Here is a 20,003-nt window from a genome sequence, read left to right on the forward strand (position 1 = left end):
AAACAGTCCTTTCTAATTTTACCCCAGCTTAAATAAAATATCATTAATAAAATTTTTAAAATATCCAATCTCTTTCTTCTTATAATCTAACATAACTTTATCATTAAATATTATAAAATTATTGTGAATAACATATAATGTCAATAACCTTTCTGCTAGAAACCCTATGTATCTTTTTTGATAATTACTCCTATCTGAAATCTCAACTTTTTTTTCTATTTCAAATAATAATGGAAATAACCATTTACAATAACTATCAAATATAGACCTTGATGAAATAAACATATTATAGCAATATAGACTATTTCCAGAGAAAACTTTTCTACTTGTTTGAAAATATTTTGGATACATCTCTTTTAATAATCCAATCATGATATACCAATCATTTGTTTTATGCTCCTTTAAGTATTGATTTTCTAAAGATATCTTAAACTTTCTTTCTTTTGGCAATATGATATCATACTTTTTTAAAATATCCATAGCTTTAACATCATCAATTTCAAACCTTCTTCTATAATGGCCTAATCCTATATAATCATAGTTAGTATTTTTCCACATCCAATATAATGCTGTAAGTTCACAGAAAACCTTATTTTTATCTGATATATTATCTCCTGTATTATCCAAAATTTTTTCGTAACTTTTACAAGAAATTTCAGCACCAACTTGTATTGGTACACACCATTTTGGTATATTTTCACACTTTTTATCATGCGTTGCCATAAATATTGCTAATTTATTTGACATAATTATTCTCCAAATTCAACAGCTATAGCTTCTAGTGCAGCTTCTATCACTTTATCCATATCATAATATTTATAACATCCTAGTCTCCCACCAAAAATCACATTATTATATTTTCTTGACAGTTTATTATATTTTTGAAATATGCTTTCATTGATGTCATTATTTATTGGATAATAAGGTTCATCACCCTTTTTCCAATCTTTAGGATATTCCCTGGTTATAATAGTACTTAACTGGTTTCCAAATTCAAAATGTTTATGCTCTATAATTCTAGTATATGGAATCTCTTTTTCAGTATAATTTACAACTGCATTACCCTGATAATCTTTACAAGAAAGATTCTCATGTTCAAATCTCAAAGATCTATATTCTAATGCTCCAAACTCATAGTTGAAGTACTCATCTATCATTCCTGTAAACAATAATTTTTTAGCAATTTTTTCGAAATCTCTATACTCTTTAAAAAAATCAGTTTCTAACTTTACTTCTATTCCTTCCAATAATTTTTTGATTATATTTGTATATCCGCCTATAGGTATCCCTTGATACTTATCATTGAAATAATTATTATTATATGTAAATCTTAAAGGTATTCTTTTTATTATAAATGATGGTAATTCTGTTGCATCTCTTCCCCATTGTTTTTCTGTGTAGCCTTTAATTAACTTTTCATATACATCAGTACCTACTAGAGACAAAGCTTGTTCCTCTAAATTATTAATTTCACATATATCTAACTTTTCTATCTGCGATTCTATCTTTTGTTTTGCTTCTTCTGGCTTAACAATCCCCCACAATTTATTAAATGTATTCATATTGAATGGCAAATTGTACAATTGATTTTTGTATATTGCAATAGGAGAATTCACAAAATTATTAAATTCAGCAAATTGATTTATATATTCCCATATTTTTTTATTACTTGTATGAAAAATATGAGCTCCGTATTTATGTACATTTATATCATCTATCTTCTCACAATATATATTACCACCTATGTGATTTCTTTTTTCTATTACTAAACACTTTTTCCCTCTTTTGTATGCTTCATGTGCAAATACTGAAGCATATAATCCTGATCCTACTATTAGATAATCATATTTCATTTTAAATCTCCTCTCTTAATTGTTAATATTCCCTATTTTTCATATTGGCTTATAACTTCTTTTCCTCCACATTGTTTTATTTTACCTTTTTCCAACCAAACTACTCTATTACATAATTCTTTTATTTCTTCTATTGAATGAGAAACTAATATAATAGTAGTACCATCATTTATCATTTCTTCTATTCTGTGTCTACTTTTTTGTTGAAACTTATAATCTCCAACAGATAATATCTCATCTACTATTAATATATCTGGTTCTATGCAAGTAGCAATTGAAAAACCCAATCTTGCATACATTCCTGATGAATAATTTTTCACAGGATTATTTATAAACTCTTCTAGTTCAGAAAAAGCTATTATTTCATCTAACTTTTTATCCATATATTTTCTTGACATTCCAAGTACTGCCCCATTAAGATATATATTTTCCATACCAGATAATTCAGGATCAAAGCCAGCACCTAACTCTATAAGTGGTGCTATGTTACCATTTATTGTAACATTTCCATTAGAGGGTTTTAATATCCCAGAAATAACTTTTAACATTGTACTTTTTCCAGCACCATTTAATCCAATAATCCCTATAATTTCTCCTCTACGTATTTCTAGATTTATATTTTGTAATGCCAAAAACTCTTTATAAAACAATTCTCTTTTTATAAATTTTATTGCATATTCTTTTAAACCTGATATTTTATCAGTTGCCATATTAAATTTCATGTCTACATCTTCTATTTTTATAATTGTATCACTCATAAGTTCACCCTCATTCTACAGATGTAATATAAATTTATCTTGACTTTTATAGAACATAAACAAACCTATTATTAATGTAACAAGAGCAAAACCTAAACAAATTAGATTTAATTTTAAACTTGGAATATTGCCATACAATACACACTGTCTAAAGTGCTCTATTATATATCGCAATGGATTCAAATTTATTATCCATTTAAATTTTGTTGGAATTATATTTAATGGATAAAATATAGGAGTAATATACATCCAAGCAGTCAACATTACACTATATAGGTGTTGAGTATCTCTAAAGAACACATTTATAGCAGATAAAAGAAGCCCTATGCCTAATGACAACATTAGCATATAAAGGAGAGATACAGGAGCAAATATTATAGCTTTCGTTATATGTATATTCATAAAAAACATCAATATTATGACTGCAATTAATGCAAATAAAAGATTCACAAAAGATGATAAAATCTTTGATATTGGAAAAACATATTTAGGTATATAGACTTTTTTTATAAGTTGAGCATTTCCAATAATAGATTCCATTGCCATATTTGTTGACTCTGAGAAAAAATTAAACATTACTTGACCTGTAATCAAATATACTGGAAAATTATCTATATCAAATCTAAATATATTCGAGAAAACTATAGTTAAAACAAGCATAGTTAATAATGGATTGAGCAGAGTCCATAATAATCCTAATATAGATTTTTTATACTTTACTTTTATATCTCTTACTACCAGTTCTCTTAATAAATTTCTATACTTTAAAAAATTGTTTATATATTGATTCATTATTTCTCCTTAATTTATTTATCCAAGATATTATTTATTTTAAATCTATTAGTTAAAACAACTATATGTATTTTATTAGATTCTAAGAGTTATTTAATCATCTATTCATTAATTTTTTATGTTTCATACATAATGTATTTAATTTTTTATTCTGATAAAATCAATCTCTTACAAAGATTCTATGTTTCATTCTTTACAATTAAACATCTATATAGCTCTTTATTTATAACATTACATTTTCTTTATAAAAGTATTTTTTATTTTTCTAAAACATAAATTTATACCTTAAATTTTTTCTTAGAAAAATAAAATGGATTCATACTCATCATCTTAACAATCTTTATTGGCATTTTCTTATAATTTCTTCCAAAATTATATCCAATAAATCTAAATCCACTATCTATAAGCAAAGTTGGTATTAAGTAGTATTTATTGTTTTTTACTAAAAACCTAATTGCCTCTTTAACAAACCTAATTCCTTCTGATTCTGATTTTACTTCGCCCAAATAATCATAGTTATCTATGAACGCAACTCCAATGTCAAAATTTCTCTTAAACTGTTGTAAATATGTATATTTATGAGAATGTATGACCTTAGCATTAGATGTATAACAAGTTTTTTTACCACCATATATAAATTTACAAGCTATTATCATATCCTCATTCATTATTGTATCGTTAGGAAATCCATTGACTTCAAAAAAATCATTTTTAATAAAAGAAGAACAAACATTACTAAAGAAAAAAGTCTTTACACCAAACTTATAGATATCTTCTTTAGACTTTATTATATCATAATTTCCATAATTAAAACTTCTATAAAATGATTCTAAAACATTTGAATCATTCCTTGCCAATTGTTTTCCATATGTACATACAACTCCACCTTTTCCTAAAGGCTTTATTAGTTCTTCTATAAAGTTATTATTTTTAGGATAAGCATCTTGTGTCATAAAAACCAAAACATTACCATTCGCTAATTTGGCTGCTTCGTTCCTAGTTTTCCCATGATTAAATTCATTTTGTTTTATTTGGATAAATCTTACTACATCATACTTCATACAAATTTCTTTAGTCTTATCTTTAGATTCAGTATCTATTACTATTATTTCACATGGTTTTATAGTTTGATTTAACAGTTTCTTTATTAGAGCATTAATATATATTTCTGCATTTTTAGTTGGTATTATTACACTTATCTTCAAGCTGTTAACTCCTTTCATTATATCAATCTATATCTTTCATCATATTTATTACAAAACCTTAAATTATGGATATTGTTCTATTTTAAGACATTAAATCCTAACATACTTATTTTCAAAAATAGAAAAATATAAATTTTATATAACTATTATATTATCTTAAAATCTACTCTGATTTTCTTTCAAATATTCTATTAACAGTTAAACCTGCAAATACCCAACATATTATAGAAGTACCAGCCAAACTATCATTAAAAAATCCTTGAATAACATACGCTAGAAAACCAATAAAAAATATGTATAAAAATTTATCATTATTCTTATCTACACATCTATAGAAAGATTGTTTTATTAAGTATAATATAACCCCTATTAACCCAAGTAAACCAATCACGCCACTTCCATATGCAACACTCATATACCAACTATGTGGTTTATCTATGACTTCTCCATATGTACTTAAAGCACCATTCTTGTCAGTACTAATAAACTTATATGGGAAAGTATCAAATCCGTTCCCAAATATAGGATTTTCATTTATAAAATGCATTACCTTAGTCCAAATATTTAAACGGTCTGTACTCATTCCATTTACAGCTTGAAATACTTTAGAATCTTCAATCTTAACAATATTTGAACTTGGGTTATTCTCTAAAATACTGTTTTCTTTATTTAATCTATCTGAGAAAAATAATAATCCAATTGAAACTATAAGAACTGAAAATATCATTACAAAGTTAAAAAATTTCTTTTTATTTACAAACTTCATTATAACAATTAATAATATAAATGATATTATCAACATAGGTAATATTAATACCGATACTTGATTTAACTTCCCAAATATAGAGAATGTCTCTTGATATACATTAGGGTTATATTTGTCTAATATAGTATATATAATAAAATTAATTACAACCATAATAATTGTCCATATGCATAACTCTTTTTTATCCACAAATCTCCATGCTAAAACTAATATAATTGGAAATAATAATATAGAGGCCAAAAATCCACTTATAGAATTTGATACAAGAACTATTATAAATGATATAATCGACCCAATTAATGGTATTATTTTTTTCTTAATATCTTTTTCAAATAACATATATACCAAACTAGCACTAAAAATAACAGATGCTATTCCACTCATAAGGTTAAAATGATATAAAGTTGTCCAAAAAGTTCCAGATAAATTTCCTCCACCAATAATAAAGGTTAAAATTTTAGATTCTAAAACATTAACTCCAAAAAATTGAGCTAATCCTAAAAACAAATTTACGATTAAAAATGGAAATAATCCTAAATAGAATAATTTAAAATCCCTTATATTAATTTTAATGTTATATAGAACAAAAAATATAACTATATAGCAAAACCAAGCTAGAGCACCCTCAAATCTATCAGGATTTCCAAATAATGCTATATCTTTATAGTCAGAAAAAATAACTGATAATATTACTCCTATTGCTAATATAAATAATATTATACTTATTTTTCTTTGTATTAACTCTTCTTTAAGAATTAATATTTTATACATGAAAAGTCCAAAAACTACTACTGTTCCTAAATACAATATTGTTGTTTTGTAAAAATTAAAAATCTCCACTCTTTCTCCTGAAGAATACAATGTTAATGTAAAAATTGGACTATAGTTTGTAGAAGTGTATCCATGAGTTATTATAGGTATAATACACATCATAAATAATAATATAAATAAAATAATCTTATCTACTTGTTCGATTTTTCCTCTGTTATAATACTTATCTAACATATACTTCTCCTTTTAATTTAATTGTGATAATACTTTATCTACTCTTTCTTTATAATTATCTTGTGCTCCTAGTCTAATCGCTTCATCAATCATTTTTTTTGACAATTCTTTATTACCATTTTTTAAAGCAGCTTCAGAATATAAAAGTACCAATGAAACAGTATTCCTTGTTTGAGGATATCTATTATAAACTTTTTCAATTTCATATTGTAAGTTTTTGTAATCTTCCATCTTTTCATACAAATTAATCTTAGATATACTTAATGCATCACTTTCTCCATATTTTTTCTCTAATTTAGAAATATCATCCAAAGAAGATTTTACATCATCTTTTTCAGAATTCGCATCAAGATATATATTATAATCCTTTTTTCTCTCAGCAATTTGAGCATTACCTTGAAATGCAGAAAATCCAAAACTCAAAATTGCTAAAACAGATATTCCCAAAACACATTTATTAGTTATATTCAATGTACCATTTCCTCCTTATTCATTCTTATTTCACTAAGATTCTCCATAAAATGAGTATACACTACTTTTCAAATTATTAAAACTTTATTGAGCAATAATTTTAAAAATTTAATATTAAAAATAGTGTATTTATTTCGAACTTAACATTAGATTTCTTCACAAAAATAAGCTATATAGTGACCTCACAATAATTAAAATAATTTATTGTAACAAGTTTATATAACTTATTTTTTATATTATTTATTTTGATTTATATCATACAAACTTTTATATTTTAATAACTATACATAAAGCATAATATCTTTCTACACCATGTAATGTGTATCTTATTTATAACTTCTTAACGTTGCTGATGAAGTTGTATTATTATATCCATCATCTATACTTCCTGATCTTCCCCATTTACTTACCTTTCTATCTGAATCATAGATTTCTACAGCTTCCACATAATATCCATCTGGTGCACTAATCATAAATGAATCCCTAGTGATTACTTTAGTCCAACTACTTTTTGATATAGTGTCCCCTACATCCATTGCAGATGGTCTAGATTTCACTATTCTATAGTATATATTATAACTAGAACTTCTAGGTTCTTTTGGTATCCTTAACATTATTTTACCTTCTTTTGGGGGAGAACATGGATCTACATATACAGAGATTCCACCTGCTTCTTTGTCATCATTATCTTTTATATTTTCATCAGTAGCTTGATTACCACTTACTGCTGGAGACTTAGTTCCACTTATTAAATCAATCTTTCCTGAATTTTTTATAGTTGTATTTGATGCATCACTAACTATTTTAGTTATAGTTCCACTATTATTTATATAAGTATTCTTAGATGTATCCAGTAATGTTATTTTCCAAATATCAGCATCTTTTTCATTTTCTATTTTACAACCATTTGGGTCATATATAGTTATCTCATTAATTGACCCTTCATTTACCAAAGTATCAACTTTTATATCTTTAATATCCATCTGACCTGTCATATCTCCATAATTATGTATATCCCCATTTGGCATATTGATATTTACTTTTCCACTATATAACCCATTGAATTCAATTGTTATAGCTTTTTTTGTACTTATATCAATTGAGCCAGTTATTTTATCATCATTTTTAAATCTTATAATATCATTAGCATCTGATTTCTTTATAGCTGTATCAAGTTCAGCAATCGTTTCAACTGTGTACTTAGTTTCTTCTTGAATATCTTGTATTGACTTAAATACATCTTCATTTCCACTTCCACCAACTTGTGTAATCTTATCAAAAATTTTGGTATCTAGTATATCCTTTTGAACCGAGTCCAATTTACTCCCTGCCAAAAGAACAGGAGAACTATTTTTAGCCGCTAACACACCAACAGCTAAAGAATCAATTAAATCACCTTGTTTTTTCATACCATCTTTAGTTATATATAAATTCTTTAAGTTTGTACCTTTATAAAATTCTTCTATAACTTTTGCATTAGTTTGGTTTCTATTTTCTCCAGAAATTCTTTTAGCATTAGGAAGCGAATTTTTAATGTCCTCAGATACAGAATTAGTACCACCAATTACATAAGACGTTGTTATATTATGTTTACTTATAAAATCTTTTGAAGTGCTAGTTCCATTAGTAGTATCTGAAAGTATTATAGGCATATTCCCTTGAGCTGCCGCAGCTCCAACACTTACAGCATCAGCTAGACCTTTTTGACCATTTACAACAACAATTTTAGAAATAGTATTTATACTATCTATTTTTTTAGCCAATTCTAACGAAGTAGAATATCTACTATCTCCAGATATTCTTTCTGAGTTGATGTTTATACTTTTCAACTCATCTTCTAAATTAGAACTTAGTGTAACATTTCCTCCTATTAAATAAACCTTTGATACATTTAATCTTTTTAATTCAGCTTTAGTTCTTGTATCCAGACTATTACTTTGTGTTAATAAAATTGGAGCATTTTTAGCTTTTGCGAAAGGTGTTGCTGATAATGCATCTGCTATTGAGCTATCATTGACTAATACTGCTTCTTTTGAACTTTCCCAACCATTTTTACTTATTTCTATAGCAGTCTCCCATCTCCCACTACCAACTAAAGATTCCTTTGTTGAAGCATTCACTGTATTTAAAGATAATCCACTTAACATTATTGTTATTGTCAATAACGATATAATTTTTTTTGGTATATTCATAAGTTGTACTCCCCTCAATTTCTAATATATTTCATTTAATGCTCTTACTTATTAAAAAACTTAAGTGTTAATATAAATTGTAATTAAAAAATTTCAATATTCCAGAATCATCATACATAACATTAAAATCTTTGATACTGTATGGACAAACTTTATTTAGATTATGAATTATGTATATTTCTATTTATATTTTTAAAATTACTTATTATCTATAAATTATAATATAAATATAATATTATTTCAATGTATATGATAACTCTGGCTTTATTAGAATCTTTATTTTATTATACAAAAATTAATCATTTTTTTCCATGTAAAATATTGTCATAGATTTATGTATACATAAAAGTAACAATTTTGTAATTTTATTTAATTTTACCACTTATAACTAATAGACTTTTAATACTCTTTATAGTATAATATTAAAAGGAAGAAAGAAATTTCAAACATCTCTTTTTTCCGTATTTCTCACACAAAAAGAAGCTATATTTTAAAATAATTATTATTTTAAATATAGCTTCTTTTTTCTAAGTTAAATAATTGGATCATGTATTATTACTTGATACAATTCAAAATAATTCTAAAAACTATTTTGAATTGTATTTTTAATTAATCAAACTTATACAAATATTGAACTGTTGTTGTTCTTATTTTTCTATTTAGTTCTTCAAACATATCATATCCTTCTAAAGCATATTCCTTAAATGGATCTTTTTGCGCATATGACTTAAGTCCTATATATTGTCTTAGTTGATCCATAGCATCTATATGGTCTATCCAATAAGTATCAACTACTTGCAATAAAACTCTCTTCTCTAATTCTTCTATTTTTTCTATGCCAACTTCCATTTTTTTAATATCGTAAACTCTTTTGGATATTTCATATGTGTGTTGCACAACTTCATCTACACTTTTTTTATCTACCCCTGGAATCAACAATGTGTTTGGAGGCATAAAATCATTATACAAAGATTTAAAGTAACTATAATAATCTCTTTGATTAGATAAATATCTCTTAGCTGTATCTTCTATTATTTCTCTAACCATTTTTTGTATATCTTCAGATATATTTAAATCATTTAAAACTCTATTTCTTTCCTCATATATAACTTTTCTTTGTTCATTAATAGTATCATCATATTTAAGTACATTTTTTCTTTGCTCAAAATTCTTTCCTTCTATTCCTCTTTGAGCTCTTTCTATGGCTTTAGATAATGATTTACTCTCAATTGCATCTTCATCTTTGGCATTCATTCTTTTTAAAATCTTTTCAATTCCTTTTCCACCATATAATTTTATCATTTCATCTTCTAAACTAACAAAGAATCTAGATGTTCCTGGGTCTCCTTGACGTCCAGAACGACCTCTAAGTTGATTATCTATTCTTCTTGATTCATGTCTTTCAGTTCCTATAACATATAATCCACCAATATTTTTTACTTTTTCTTCTTCAATTTTATCTCCTGCACCTAAGGCTATATCTGTTCCTCTACCTGCCATATTAGTTGCAATAGTAACAGAACCTAATTTTCCAGCCCTTGATATAATTTCAGCTTCTTTATCATGTTGTTTTGCATTTAGAACTTCATGCTTTATTCCTCGCTTTTTTAACATACTTGAAAGCATTTCTGATTTTTCTATCGAAACAGTACCCACTAATACTGGTTGTTTAGTTTTATTTATCTTTATTATTTCTTCTACAACTGCATTATATTTTGCATTTTCTGTTTTAAATACTTTATCATGTAAGTCAGCTCTTATAACAGGCTTATTTGTTGGTATCTGAACAACATTTAACTTATAAATTGATTCAAATTCGCTTTCTTCGGTTTTTGCAGTACCAGTCATCCCTGAAAGTTTTTCATACAATCTAAAGAAATTTTGAAAAGTAACTGTTGCTAATGTTTTAGACTCATCTTTAATCTTTACCCCTTCTTTTGCCTCTATAGCTTGGTGAAGACCATCTGTATATCTTCTTCCATCTAATATCCTGCCAGTAAATTCATCCACTATTTGTATTTCTTCATCTTTAACAACATACTCGACATCTCTCTCCATTAATTTATGTGCTCTTAATGCTTGATTTGTATGATGGTAAATCTCTATATTATCTATATGCGTTATATTTTCTATACCAAAAAAAGACTCTGCTTTACTTAAACCTGTTTGTGTAAGACATACAGTGTTTTCTTTCTTATCTATCTCATAATCTTCATTTTTTAAAGTTTTAATGAAAGCATTTGCAAGTTCATACAGCTTAGTGTCTTCTTTTCCACTACCAGCAATTATAAGTGGAGTTCTTGCTTCATCTATCAAAATTGAATCTACTTCATCTACTATAGAATAATATAACTCTCTTTGAACTTTTTCAGATTTATTAGTTATCATATTATCTCTTAAATAATCAAATCCAAACTCATTATTTGTACCATAAGTTATATCACAATTATATTGTTTTTTTCTATCTTCTGGCAATAAATCAGCTGTAATAACTCCTACACTTAAGCCTAAAAATTCATAAACTGGTTGCATAGTTTCTTTGTCTCTCTGAGCTAGGTATTCGTTTACAGTTACTACATGAACTCCTTTTCCTAAAAGAGCATTTAGATATATAGGAGCAACACCAACTAGTGTCTTCCCTTCACCAGTTCTCATTTCCGCTATTTTGCCTTGGTGTAGTACTATCCCCCCAATTAATTGAACTCTGTATTGACGCATTCCAAGTACTCTTTTAGAAACTTCTCGAACTACTGCAAAAGCTTCTTGTAATATATCATCTAAAGTTTCTCCTTGTTTTAATCTATCTTTAAATACATTTGTCATATTTTTTAGTTCTTCATCACTTAAAGATTCCATTTTGGGTTCTAAAGTATCTATATCATCAACTATATAATTAAGTACTTTAATTTCTAGTTCATCTGACTTATCTACAATTCTATCTAAAACTGTCATTTATAGTTTTCCTCCTTATTTGTTTTTCAAATACTATTATACATTAAAATTATGGATAAGTAGACATTTTTTTTAAAGTATAGTATAATAGGCTTACTTAAATAAATAATTATATCTTTTATATTTGAGTATTTCTCACAAAAAAAGGAGTCTAATATTAGTCTCCTTTTTATTTTGCTAAATATTTAATACAATAAAAGAACTCCTGTAGAAGGAGTCCTTTATTGTATCAATAAAATTTATTACATATCTAATAAATCTTTTATTTTATTTATAACTGAAGTAGCTATTCCTTGACCAACTTGTGTTAAATCTTTAGAACTATCTTCTCCTACAACCTTACTTATAGCGACAGATTGATCAGAAGATAAAGAATCAGTAGCTAATACAACTGGAGCAAGCTTGTATCCAGCAACAGCTCCTACTGCTAATGCATCAACTAATTGATCTTCTTTTGTAGATCCATCTTTAGCCACATAGAACTTAAATATTCCTGGGTCATTAGTTAAAGTAGTTGTATCCTTATCTTTAGCTGCTTCTTTAGCTATTTTAGTATCATTAGCATAATAAGTTTTTATAACTTCAGAGTTAGTGTCTTGTCTATCATCACCTTTAACTCTTGTAACTCCCTTACCAGTAGCGTCTGATATAGCTTCTTCCATCTTCTCAGATACACTTGCAAATCCACCTATTATATCTACATCTGCACTACCTAAGAAACTATCTAAATCGTCAGATATTTTATCAGCTTTTCCATCTACAACTACTATTGGAGTAGCATGTCCATTCTCTCTATCTACATCTCCATCTCCATCTAGCTTAGTAGAAGCAACTGAAGCTATACTCATAGCATCTGCTAATCCTGTTCCACCAACCACATATGCTTTATCATTGTCTAAACCTATTTCATCTGCTATTTTTAAAGAAGTTTCATATCTATCATCACCTGAGAATCTTTCAACTTTTAGACCCATTGACTCTAATTCTGTTACAACTTCTTTAGATACACTATTAACTCCACCAGCTATATAAACTGTTTTTCCTCTTACTTCTTCTGAAGTTTTTAAGTCTAAAACTCTCTTTATCTCAGATTTTACTGATGAGTCTAATTTATCTTTTGAAGTTAATAATAATGGAGCATCTTTCTCTGCTGCTAAAGGTGCTGCAACTAGTCCATCTACTAATGCGTTTGCTCCTACTAATACAACATTTTTAACATTATCATTAACATCTTTTGAATGCTTATTGCTATCTACACCATCATTATTATAGTATTCTTTACTTATTTCTATAGCTGTTTGTATTCTATCATCACCAGCTAAAGTTGTAGTATTAGAATAACTAGCATTTAATTTTTGTAATTCTTCAACAGCAGTCTTTAAATTACTTTTACTAGTAGATTTTAGAGTTAAGATTACTGGTGTATTACCATGTGCCTCTCCCTCATTATAATTTGTAGCTCTATAATTTGAGAAACCTTGTAATCTCTTACCTTTTGGATAAAGTACTACTTGATAATAACTGTCAACTTTAGAAAAATCTGACTTATTTATAGTATTTAATGCAGTTTGTAACTCTGAATCTTCAAATACATATTTTTCAGCTATATCTTTTGCACTATCTTTAGCATCACTAGATACAACTACTGTTTTTTCACTAGCTGCTACTACTTTAATTTGAACTGTCTTATTATTGCTATACTCTAAATCTATAAGAGCATATTCTCCTGCTTCTAAATTTTTTAAAGTTGTTTTTACATAATCTTCACTACCAGTTGTCTTATTTAAAGTTTGCTCTGAATAAATTTTCTTATCCCCATCATTTGCATCAAAGAAAGTAACCTTTGTATTATCTTTCAAAGTGATTACATTCGCACCTGTTGTTAAACTTTGTGCAGCTAAAATATCCTTTACTAAATCACTAGACTTAGTATTTGCTACTGAGTATTTTTTAGCTGTTCCAACAACTGCTCCATCTTGTAATGATATTAAATCTGAAGCTGCTGCAAAAACTGGAGCAGCGGAACCTACTACAGTAACAGCTGCCATAGCCATTGCTAAATTTCTTTTCTTCATTTAAAAATTCCTCCCAACATTATATTAAATTACATCTCTTATTATGTACATTAAAATTTCATGTTCATATTAATCCAAATATTTCTCACATCTCTATGATAGACTATCTAAAATAATTTTTCAATGATTTATACAAAATTATTAGAAGTTTTTTCCAACATTATTCTTTCTTTTTTTACAATTTTATATTTTTTTAAATTTTTTTTAAATCCCAAATCATTTTTTCTATTTTAAATCAACTATTTAAAAACTCCATTGTAGCATGTACTTCACCATTTGATGATACATACATACCAAATCCGAAACTGTAAAATTCACTTTTTAATAGATTATCATTATATTTCGAAGACTTTTTCCATAAATCAAATATAGACTTTGCAATTTCTTTTGCTTCTTTATCTCCATATACAGATTTAGTATTCATAGGTAGATATGCAATATTTTCACCACTTCTCATTCCAAAACCAGAAAATACCTCAGCTGCATTTTTCCCATTAATTTCATGAGCAAATATTTCCTTTTCATACATATACTTAGACCATGCATTTGCCATTCCAGTCAAAGATTCCAATTCTTTCAAAGGCTTTTTACCTTTTTCCTTTCTATAAGAATTAACTAGATTGTATATTTCATTAGAAACCATTGCCTTAAACTCATAACTATTTGGTTCCTTTGTATTTGTATTTACAATTACCTTGACATTTACACTAATCTCACACTTTTGACCAAAATTATCATAAGCACTTATTTTCAAGACATAAGTTCCTGCCTTATTAGTATCCACATTGCCCTCAATATTAGGCTTTAAATCATTTCCATAATAATCAGCAGCAACTATATTTAACATACTATTATCAAACTTATCTCCTACAGAAATCTCAACATTATTAGCAGTTATCGTAGGCAATGTATTTTTATCAGATGCAGAACTAACACATTGATCAACAATCTTCTTATCCATTCCACCTAAAGAAGTAACTTCATCAGCACCTCTAAGCACACTCTTATCACTACCATCATTAACAAGTACTATTGGCTTATCTTTAGCCAATGGAGAACCTGCCACAGCATCAACTAATTTATACCCTTGAGAAACATAAAACTTCTTTGTTCCTTTATAAAAACGTTGTATAACTTTCTTATTAGTCTCAAATCTATCCTTACCAGCAATTCTAACAGAATTAGTCTTACTTACAAGTTCATTACTCATTATCTCTTCTGACCCAAGAGAATAACATTGAACATCATCAACCTTAAAGGGTATGCTCTTCCCATCTGTAAGTATCACAGGCACACCATCCCTAGCTGCAACAGAAGATACACTCATTGCATCAGCCTCACCTGTATACCCATTTACAAGAAAGACCTTATCACCACTATTTACTGGTTTAATAGATGAAATTTCCTTAGCTATAAGATAGCTAGTCTTTATTCTATCCTCACCACCAATTCTTTTAACCTCAATCCCCTTATTCTTAAGTTGATTTTCTACAGATTTACCTATTGTATCTTCTGTACCTATAACATAAGCATTCTTAATACCCTTTAACCTTTTTTCGATATCAGCTGGTATCTTATCTTTTTGTACCAACATTATAGGTGCTTTAGCCACTCCTGATAATCCACTTGCACTTAATCCATCTACTATAGAATTATCAGTATTTACTAATATGACTGTATCATATATTTGTTTATCTGCTATCAATGCAGAAGTCTCATATCTGTCTTTCCCTTGTATCTTCTCTATACTTGAAAATGCATTGATATTTATTGCCCCTGCCATTATTAATGATACTGTCAATCCTATTGATAATATTCTCTTATTTACCTTCATAAAACTCCTCCTACCAATCTTTTAATAATTCAACTCATTATAAATTACATCCTCAGTAGTTATTCCCTTAAAATTTATAAATTCTAAAATAAAAAACATCTAAAATACCATAACCTGTAAAGCAAATAACAAAACAGATTACAAAAAGTACTTTAGATGTGATTTTAAATTTTATGATATCAGTAAATTAACAAAAAAACAAGATTTATGGTAGTTTTTTACAAACTACCTTCATTACCATTTAAAAATTCTTGAGTAGCATGTACCTGACCATCAGATAATATATAAAGTCCAAATCCAGTACTAGAAAAATCATCACTAAGCATATTTGTATTGTATTCAGGAGACTTCTTCCACACTTCAAATATAGTCTTTGCCATATCTTTAGCATCTTGAGTCGTTTGCACATTCTTAGAATTAATATAAATATATGCTATATTTTCCTCACTTCTCATTCCAAAATCAGAAAATACTTGTGGAGCATTTTTCCCATCTATATAATGCGCAAAAACTTTTTTATCCATCATATACTTAGACCATGCATTTGCCATTCCTTCTAGCCTACTAGATACTACTAAAGAATCTTTCCCTTTTTCTTTTCTATAAGAATTAATTAGGTTATACATTTCAGTAGACACCATCTTTTTAAACTCTGGGCTATTGTAGTCATGAGTTTTATCGTCTAGCACTTTTATTTCTACCCTTTTTTCTGTGCTCTTCCCCCATTCATCTGTAGCCTTTAGTGTCAATATATATGTACCTACTCTATTTGTATCTATAAATCCATCAATTTCTATTGGTAAAACCCTCCCAGTATTATCTTTAGCTACTATATTCAACTTAATCCTATCAAACTTTTCCCCTTTATATAGCTCTGTAGTTCCTATTGTGATTGTTGGAGATTGCCCATTTGACTTTGATGCGCTTACACATTGTTCTATCACCTTGTCACTTAACTCACCTATAGAAGTTATATGCTTAGCTCCTTCTAACACAACTTTACTACTACCATCATTAACTAATACCATTGGAAAATCTTTAGTTAATGGTGCAGCTGCTATAGCATCTACTAATTGATAGCCATCTGATACATAGAACCTATCTACATTTTTATAAAAATAGTCTATTACCTTCTCATTAGTTTTAAATCGGTCAGTTCCTTCTATTCTTACTGAGTTTGTATTTTTAACTAGAGCATTGCTCATTATTTCTTCTGAGCCTATACAATATGATTGTATACTTTTAACATCAAAAGGTAAGCTCTTCCCATCTGTAAGTATTATTGGAACTCCATCTCTAGTAGCTACTGATGATACACTCATAGCATCTGCTTCTCCACTGTAGGCATTAGTTAATAGTACCTTATCCACCTTTTTTATAGTTGCTATTTCTTTAGCTATTAGATAACTTGTTTTTAGCCTATCTTCTCCACCAATTCTCTTTACTTCTATATGTTTAGAATCTAGTTCTTTTTCTACTGATTTACTTATAGTATCTTCTGTACCTATTATGTATGCTTTTTTGATATTTTTTAGACACTTATTTGTCTCTGTTGGTATCTTATTTTTTTGTGTAAATAATATTGGTGCTTTTGTTGCACCTGACAACCCACTTGCACTTAATCCATCTGCAAGCGATTTTTCTGTATTTACTAAAATAACTGTTTCATAAGTTTGTTTATCAGCTATCTTTGCTGCTGTTTCATATCTATCTTTGCCATATATTTTTTCTACTACTGATGATGCATTTACACTTTTGAAGTTTACCAAGATTAATGATACTGCTAGACCTAATGATAATATTTTTTTATTCATTTTCATATCCCCCTGATGATTTTTATGTTTTATATTTATATGGTTTTTACTTTTTTTTATTATTTTGTTATTTTTTGTATATTATAAAGTATATCTTATATAAATATATTACGTCTATATATTAATATTTTATTTAATTAAAAATTCAAAAACTATCTCTAGTTATATTTTAAATATTTGTAAGATATATTTCATTATTAAAAATAATTTACATCACTTTACAAATTAAATTTAATTCTACTTAAATTTTCACATATATTCCAGCATAATATTATTAAGATAATATAAATAAAAATAAGAATGCACTTAGACATATGATTTATATCTAAATGCATTCTTATTTTAAGCTTACTTATATTTACTTTGATATTTATTTTGATTCAATTAAACTCTTAATCTTATCTACTACAGATGAAGCTATTCCTCCACCCACTTCAAACAACTTAGATGAATTTTTATTTTTTAATGATGATTCTTGTGATTTATCTAACGTATTTGTAGCAAGTACAACTGGCGAATTATTTTTAGCTGCCAATGGACCAACTGCCAAAGCATCTATAAGTTTATCTTGATTAGCAACTACAACCCCATCAAGTTTAGATTGAGAATAGAATTTATCTATTACTTTAGCATTTGTCTCTTGTCTATTTTGACCTGCAACTCTATTTTTTGACACATCTTTATTCGTTATTTTTCCAACTTGCTCAATAGCCTTGTTAGATATCTTTTCTACTCCACCAATAAAGTATACATTTGATACTTTATTCGATTTAATAAATTGTTCAGCTTCATTGTCTACACCATCTTTTTGTGTAAGTACTATTGGAGTTTTTTCCTTTCCAGCTAATGATGCTATTGATAATGAATCTGCTTCTCCATTTCCTGCTCCTATATACAACTTGCTTACATTATTTGTCTTATCAATTTCTTTTGCTATATTAATAGAAGTTTGATATCTTGTTTCTCCACCTATTCTTTGTACTGATATCTTTGAATTTATGCCTTTAATAGCTTCAACAACTGAACTTGGCATTGAGTTATTTCCACCTACTACAATTACTTTTGATGGATTTAATCTTTTTAGTTCTTCTATAGTTTTTTGAGGAAGTTTATCATTTGAAGATAAAAGAATTGGTGAATTTTTTACACTAGCAAGTGGTGTAGCAGTAAGCCCATCCACCATACTTCTGTCTTCTCCATTTACTATCACAACTGTATCTGACTTTGTCCATCCACTTTGAGATATTTTAACAGCAGTTTCAAATCTATCTGCACCTTTTAATTTTTTTACTGTAACATTAGATGTAGAGTCGCTTGAACTTCCTCCACTAGAAGAACTACTACCTCCAGATGAACCACCTGAATTATTATTTCCACCATTATTATTGTCATCAGAATTGTCTGGTGGTAATTCATCTGGTTTAGCTAACTCATTATCAACTACATACTCTAAACTTTTTGGAAGTGTAACTTCAACATACTTACTTATTGTAGCTTTTCTTCCTTTACTTGATTTTTGTGATAATCCAAGCTTTAATATTATATTTGAACCACTTTCTTCGGTTTCTTTACTAACAACAGAATAGTTTATTCTAATATTATTTAATAAATATTCAAGTGATTCACTTTTCTCAACCTTATATTTTTCAGGATCGTTTTTACTAGTTCCAGTTCCTCCTATTGGTTTTACTTCATTCTCATTGATAAGAGTAAAGTTTAAACTTTCACTAGAATCTATACTTTCATAATCAACGGTTTTATTGTTGTAAGTTACAATTTTTAAAGCTGGTTTGGAATTTTCCCCATTACCCAATATTTTATACTTAGCACTTGAATTACTTCCAGATTTTTTTACTGATATTCTTCCTATATTTAATGTATTTCCATCTAACAAATCTTCATTTGATGTAACATATATATCTAATGTTGTTGTATTACTTGCTTTATCATATGTTGAAACACAATTGGCATTTGCATTTCCACTTTTTATCTGAGCTTCTATATTATCAGACCACTTAATCTTTTGGCCTGGCTCATTATCTAGTACTTCAACCTCACCTTGTACTTTTATACTAGCTTGAAATGAATATACTATATTTTCTACTGAATCCACAGATATATCTATAGTATTTACTTTTTCATATGTCTTTGTTCCTTGTAACACTGGAGCAGCATATGCACATGTAGCACTACCAGTTACAGCTACTGCCATAGTTGACACTGCAATAGTTCTTATAAGAAATTTTCCTTTACTCATTAACACCCGTCCTTATCTACCATCAGCCA

At 27.5% G+C, this 20,003-nt stretch carries 13 protein-coding genes; all 13 read right to left on the reverse strand.

The window, feature by feature from the left end:
- Positions 1-18 precede the first annotated feature (18 nt).
- Entirely contained in the window at positions 19-747 is a 729-nt protein-coding gene (locus tag IC175_RS04090; RefSeq protein ID WP_227851147.1) for a DUF4422 domain-containing protein, read from the reverse strand.
- Positions 748-749: 2 nt separating this feature from the next.
- Positions 750-1,853, reverse strand: coding sequence for a UDP-galactopyranose mutase (glf, locus tag IC175_RS04095; protein ID WP_227851148.1), 1,104 nt, complete (start codon positions 1,851-1,853; stop codon positions 750-752).
- Positions 1,854-1,885: 32 nt separating this feature from the next.
- Positions 1,886-2,611, reverse strand: coding sequence for an ABC transporter ATP-binding protein (locus IC175_RS04100; protein ID WP_227851149.1), 726 nt, complete (start codon positions 2,609-2,611; stop codon positions 1,886-1,888).
- A gap of 15 nt (positions 2,612-2,626) precedes the next feature.
- On the reverse strand, positions 2,627-3,403 hold the full coding sequence (locus IC175_RS04105) for an ABC transporter permease (protein WP_227851150.1): 777 nt from the start codon (positions 3,401-3,403) through the stop codon (positions 2,627-2,629).
- Positions 3,404-3,681: 278 nt separating this feature from the next.
- Positions 3,682-4,608: a glycosyltransferase family 2 protein gene (locus tag IC175_RS04110; protein ID WP_227851151.1), complete on the reverse strand. Its 927-nt coding sequence runs from the start codon at positions 4,606-4,608 to the stop codon at positions 3,682-3,684.
- A gap of 163 nt (positions 4,609-4,771) precedes the next feature.
- Positions 4,772-6,379, reverse strand: coding sequence for an O-antigen ligase family protein (locus tag IC175_RS04115; RefSeq protein ID WP_227851152.1), 1,608 nt, complete (start codon positions 6,377-6,379; stop codon positions 4,772-4,774).
- Positions 6,380-6,391: 12 nt separating this feature from the next.
- Positions 6,392-6,850 (reverse strand): hypothetical protein, encoded by a 459-nt coding sequence (locus tag IC175_RS04120; protein ID WP_227851153.1) that lies wholly within the window; start codon positions 6,848-6,850, stop codon positions 6,392-6,394.
- Between the two features lie 326 nt (positions 6,851-7,176).
- Positions 7,177-9,042, reverse strand: a complete 1,866-nt coding sequence (locus IC175_RS04125; protein WP_227851154.1) for a cell wall-binding repeat-containing protein — start codon at positions 9,040-9,042, stop codon at positions 7,177-7,179.
- Between the two features lie 609 nt (positions 9,043-9,651).
- Positions 9,652-11,994 carry a preprotein translocase subunit SecA gene (gene secA, locus IC175_RS04130; RefSeq protein ID WP_227851155.1) on the reverse strand — a complete coding sequence of 781 codons (2,343 nt, stop codon included), beginning with the start codon at positions 11,992-11,994 and terminating at the stop codon, positions 9,652-9,654.
- A gap of 242 nt (positions 11,995-12,236) precedes the next feature.
- A complete protein-coding gene (gene slpA, locus IC175_RS04135; RefSeq protein ID WP_227851156.1) occupies positions 12,237-14,069 on the reverse strand; it encodes an S-layer protein SlpA in 1,833 nt (610 codons plus the stop codon).
- Between the two features lie 235 nt (positions 14,070-14,304).
- The gene (locus IC175_RS04140; RefSeq protein WP_227851157.1) at positions 14,305-15,903 is read right to left on the reverse strand and encodes a cell wall-binding repeat-containing protein; all 1,599 of its coding nucleotides are present in this window, start codon (positions 15,901-15,903) and stop codon (positions 14,305-14,307) included.
- Between the two features lie 218 nt (positions 15,904-16,121).
- Complete coding sequence (locus IC175_RS04145; RefSeq protein ID WP_227851158.1) at positions 16,122-17,723, reverse strand: cell wall-binding repeat-containing protein; 1,602 nt, start codon at positions 17,721-17,723, stop codon at positions 16,122-16,124.
- 364 nt (positions 17,724-18,087) lie between these two features.
- Positions 18,088-19,974 (reverse strand): cell wall-binding repeat-containing protein, encoded by a 1,887-nt coding sequence (locus IC175_RS04150; protein ID WP_227851159.1) that lies wholly within the window; start codon positions 19,972-19,974, stop codon positions 18,088-18,090.
- Between the last annotated feature and the right edge of the window lie 29 nt (positions 19,975-20,003).

The organism is Clostridioides sp. ES-S-0123-01 (assembly GCF_020658415.1).
Lineage (GTDB): Bacteria > Bacillota > Clostridia > Peptostreptococcales > Peptostreptococcaceae > Clostridioides.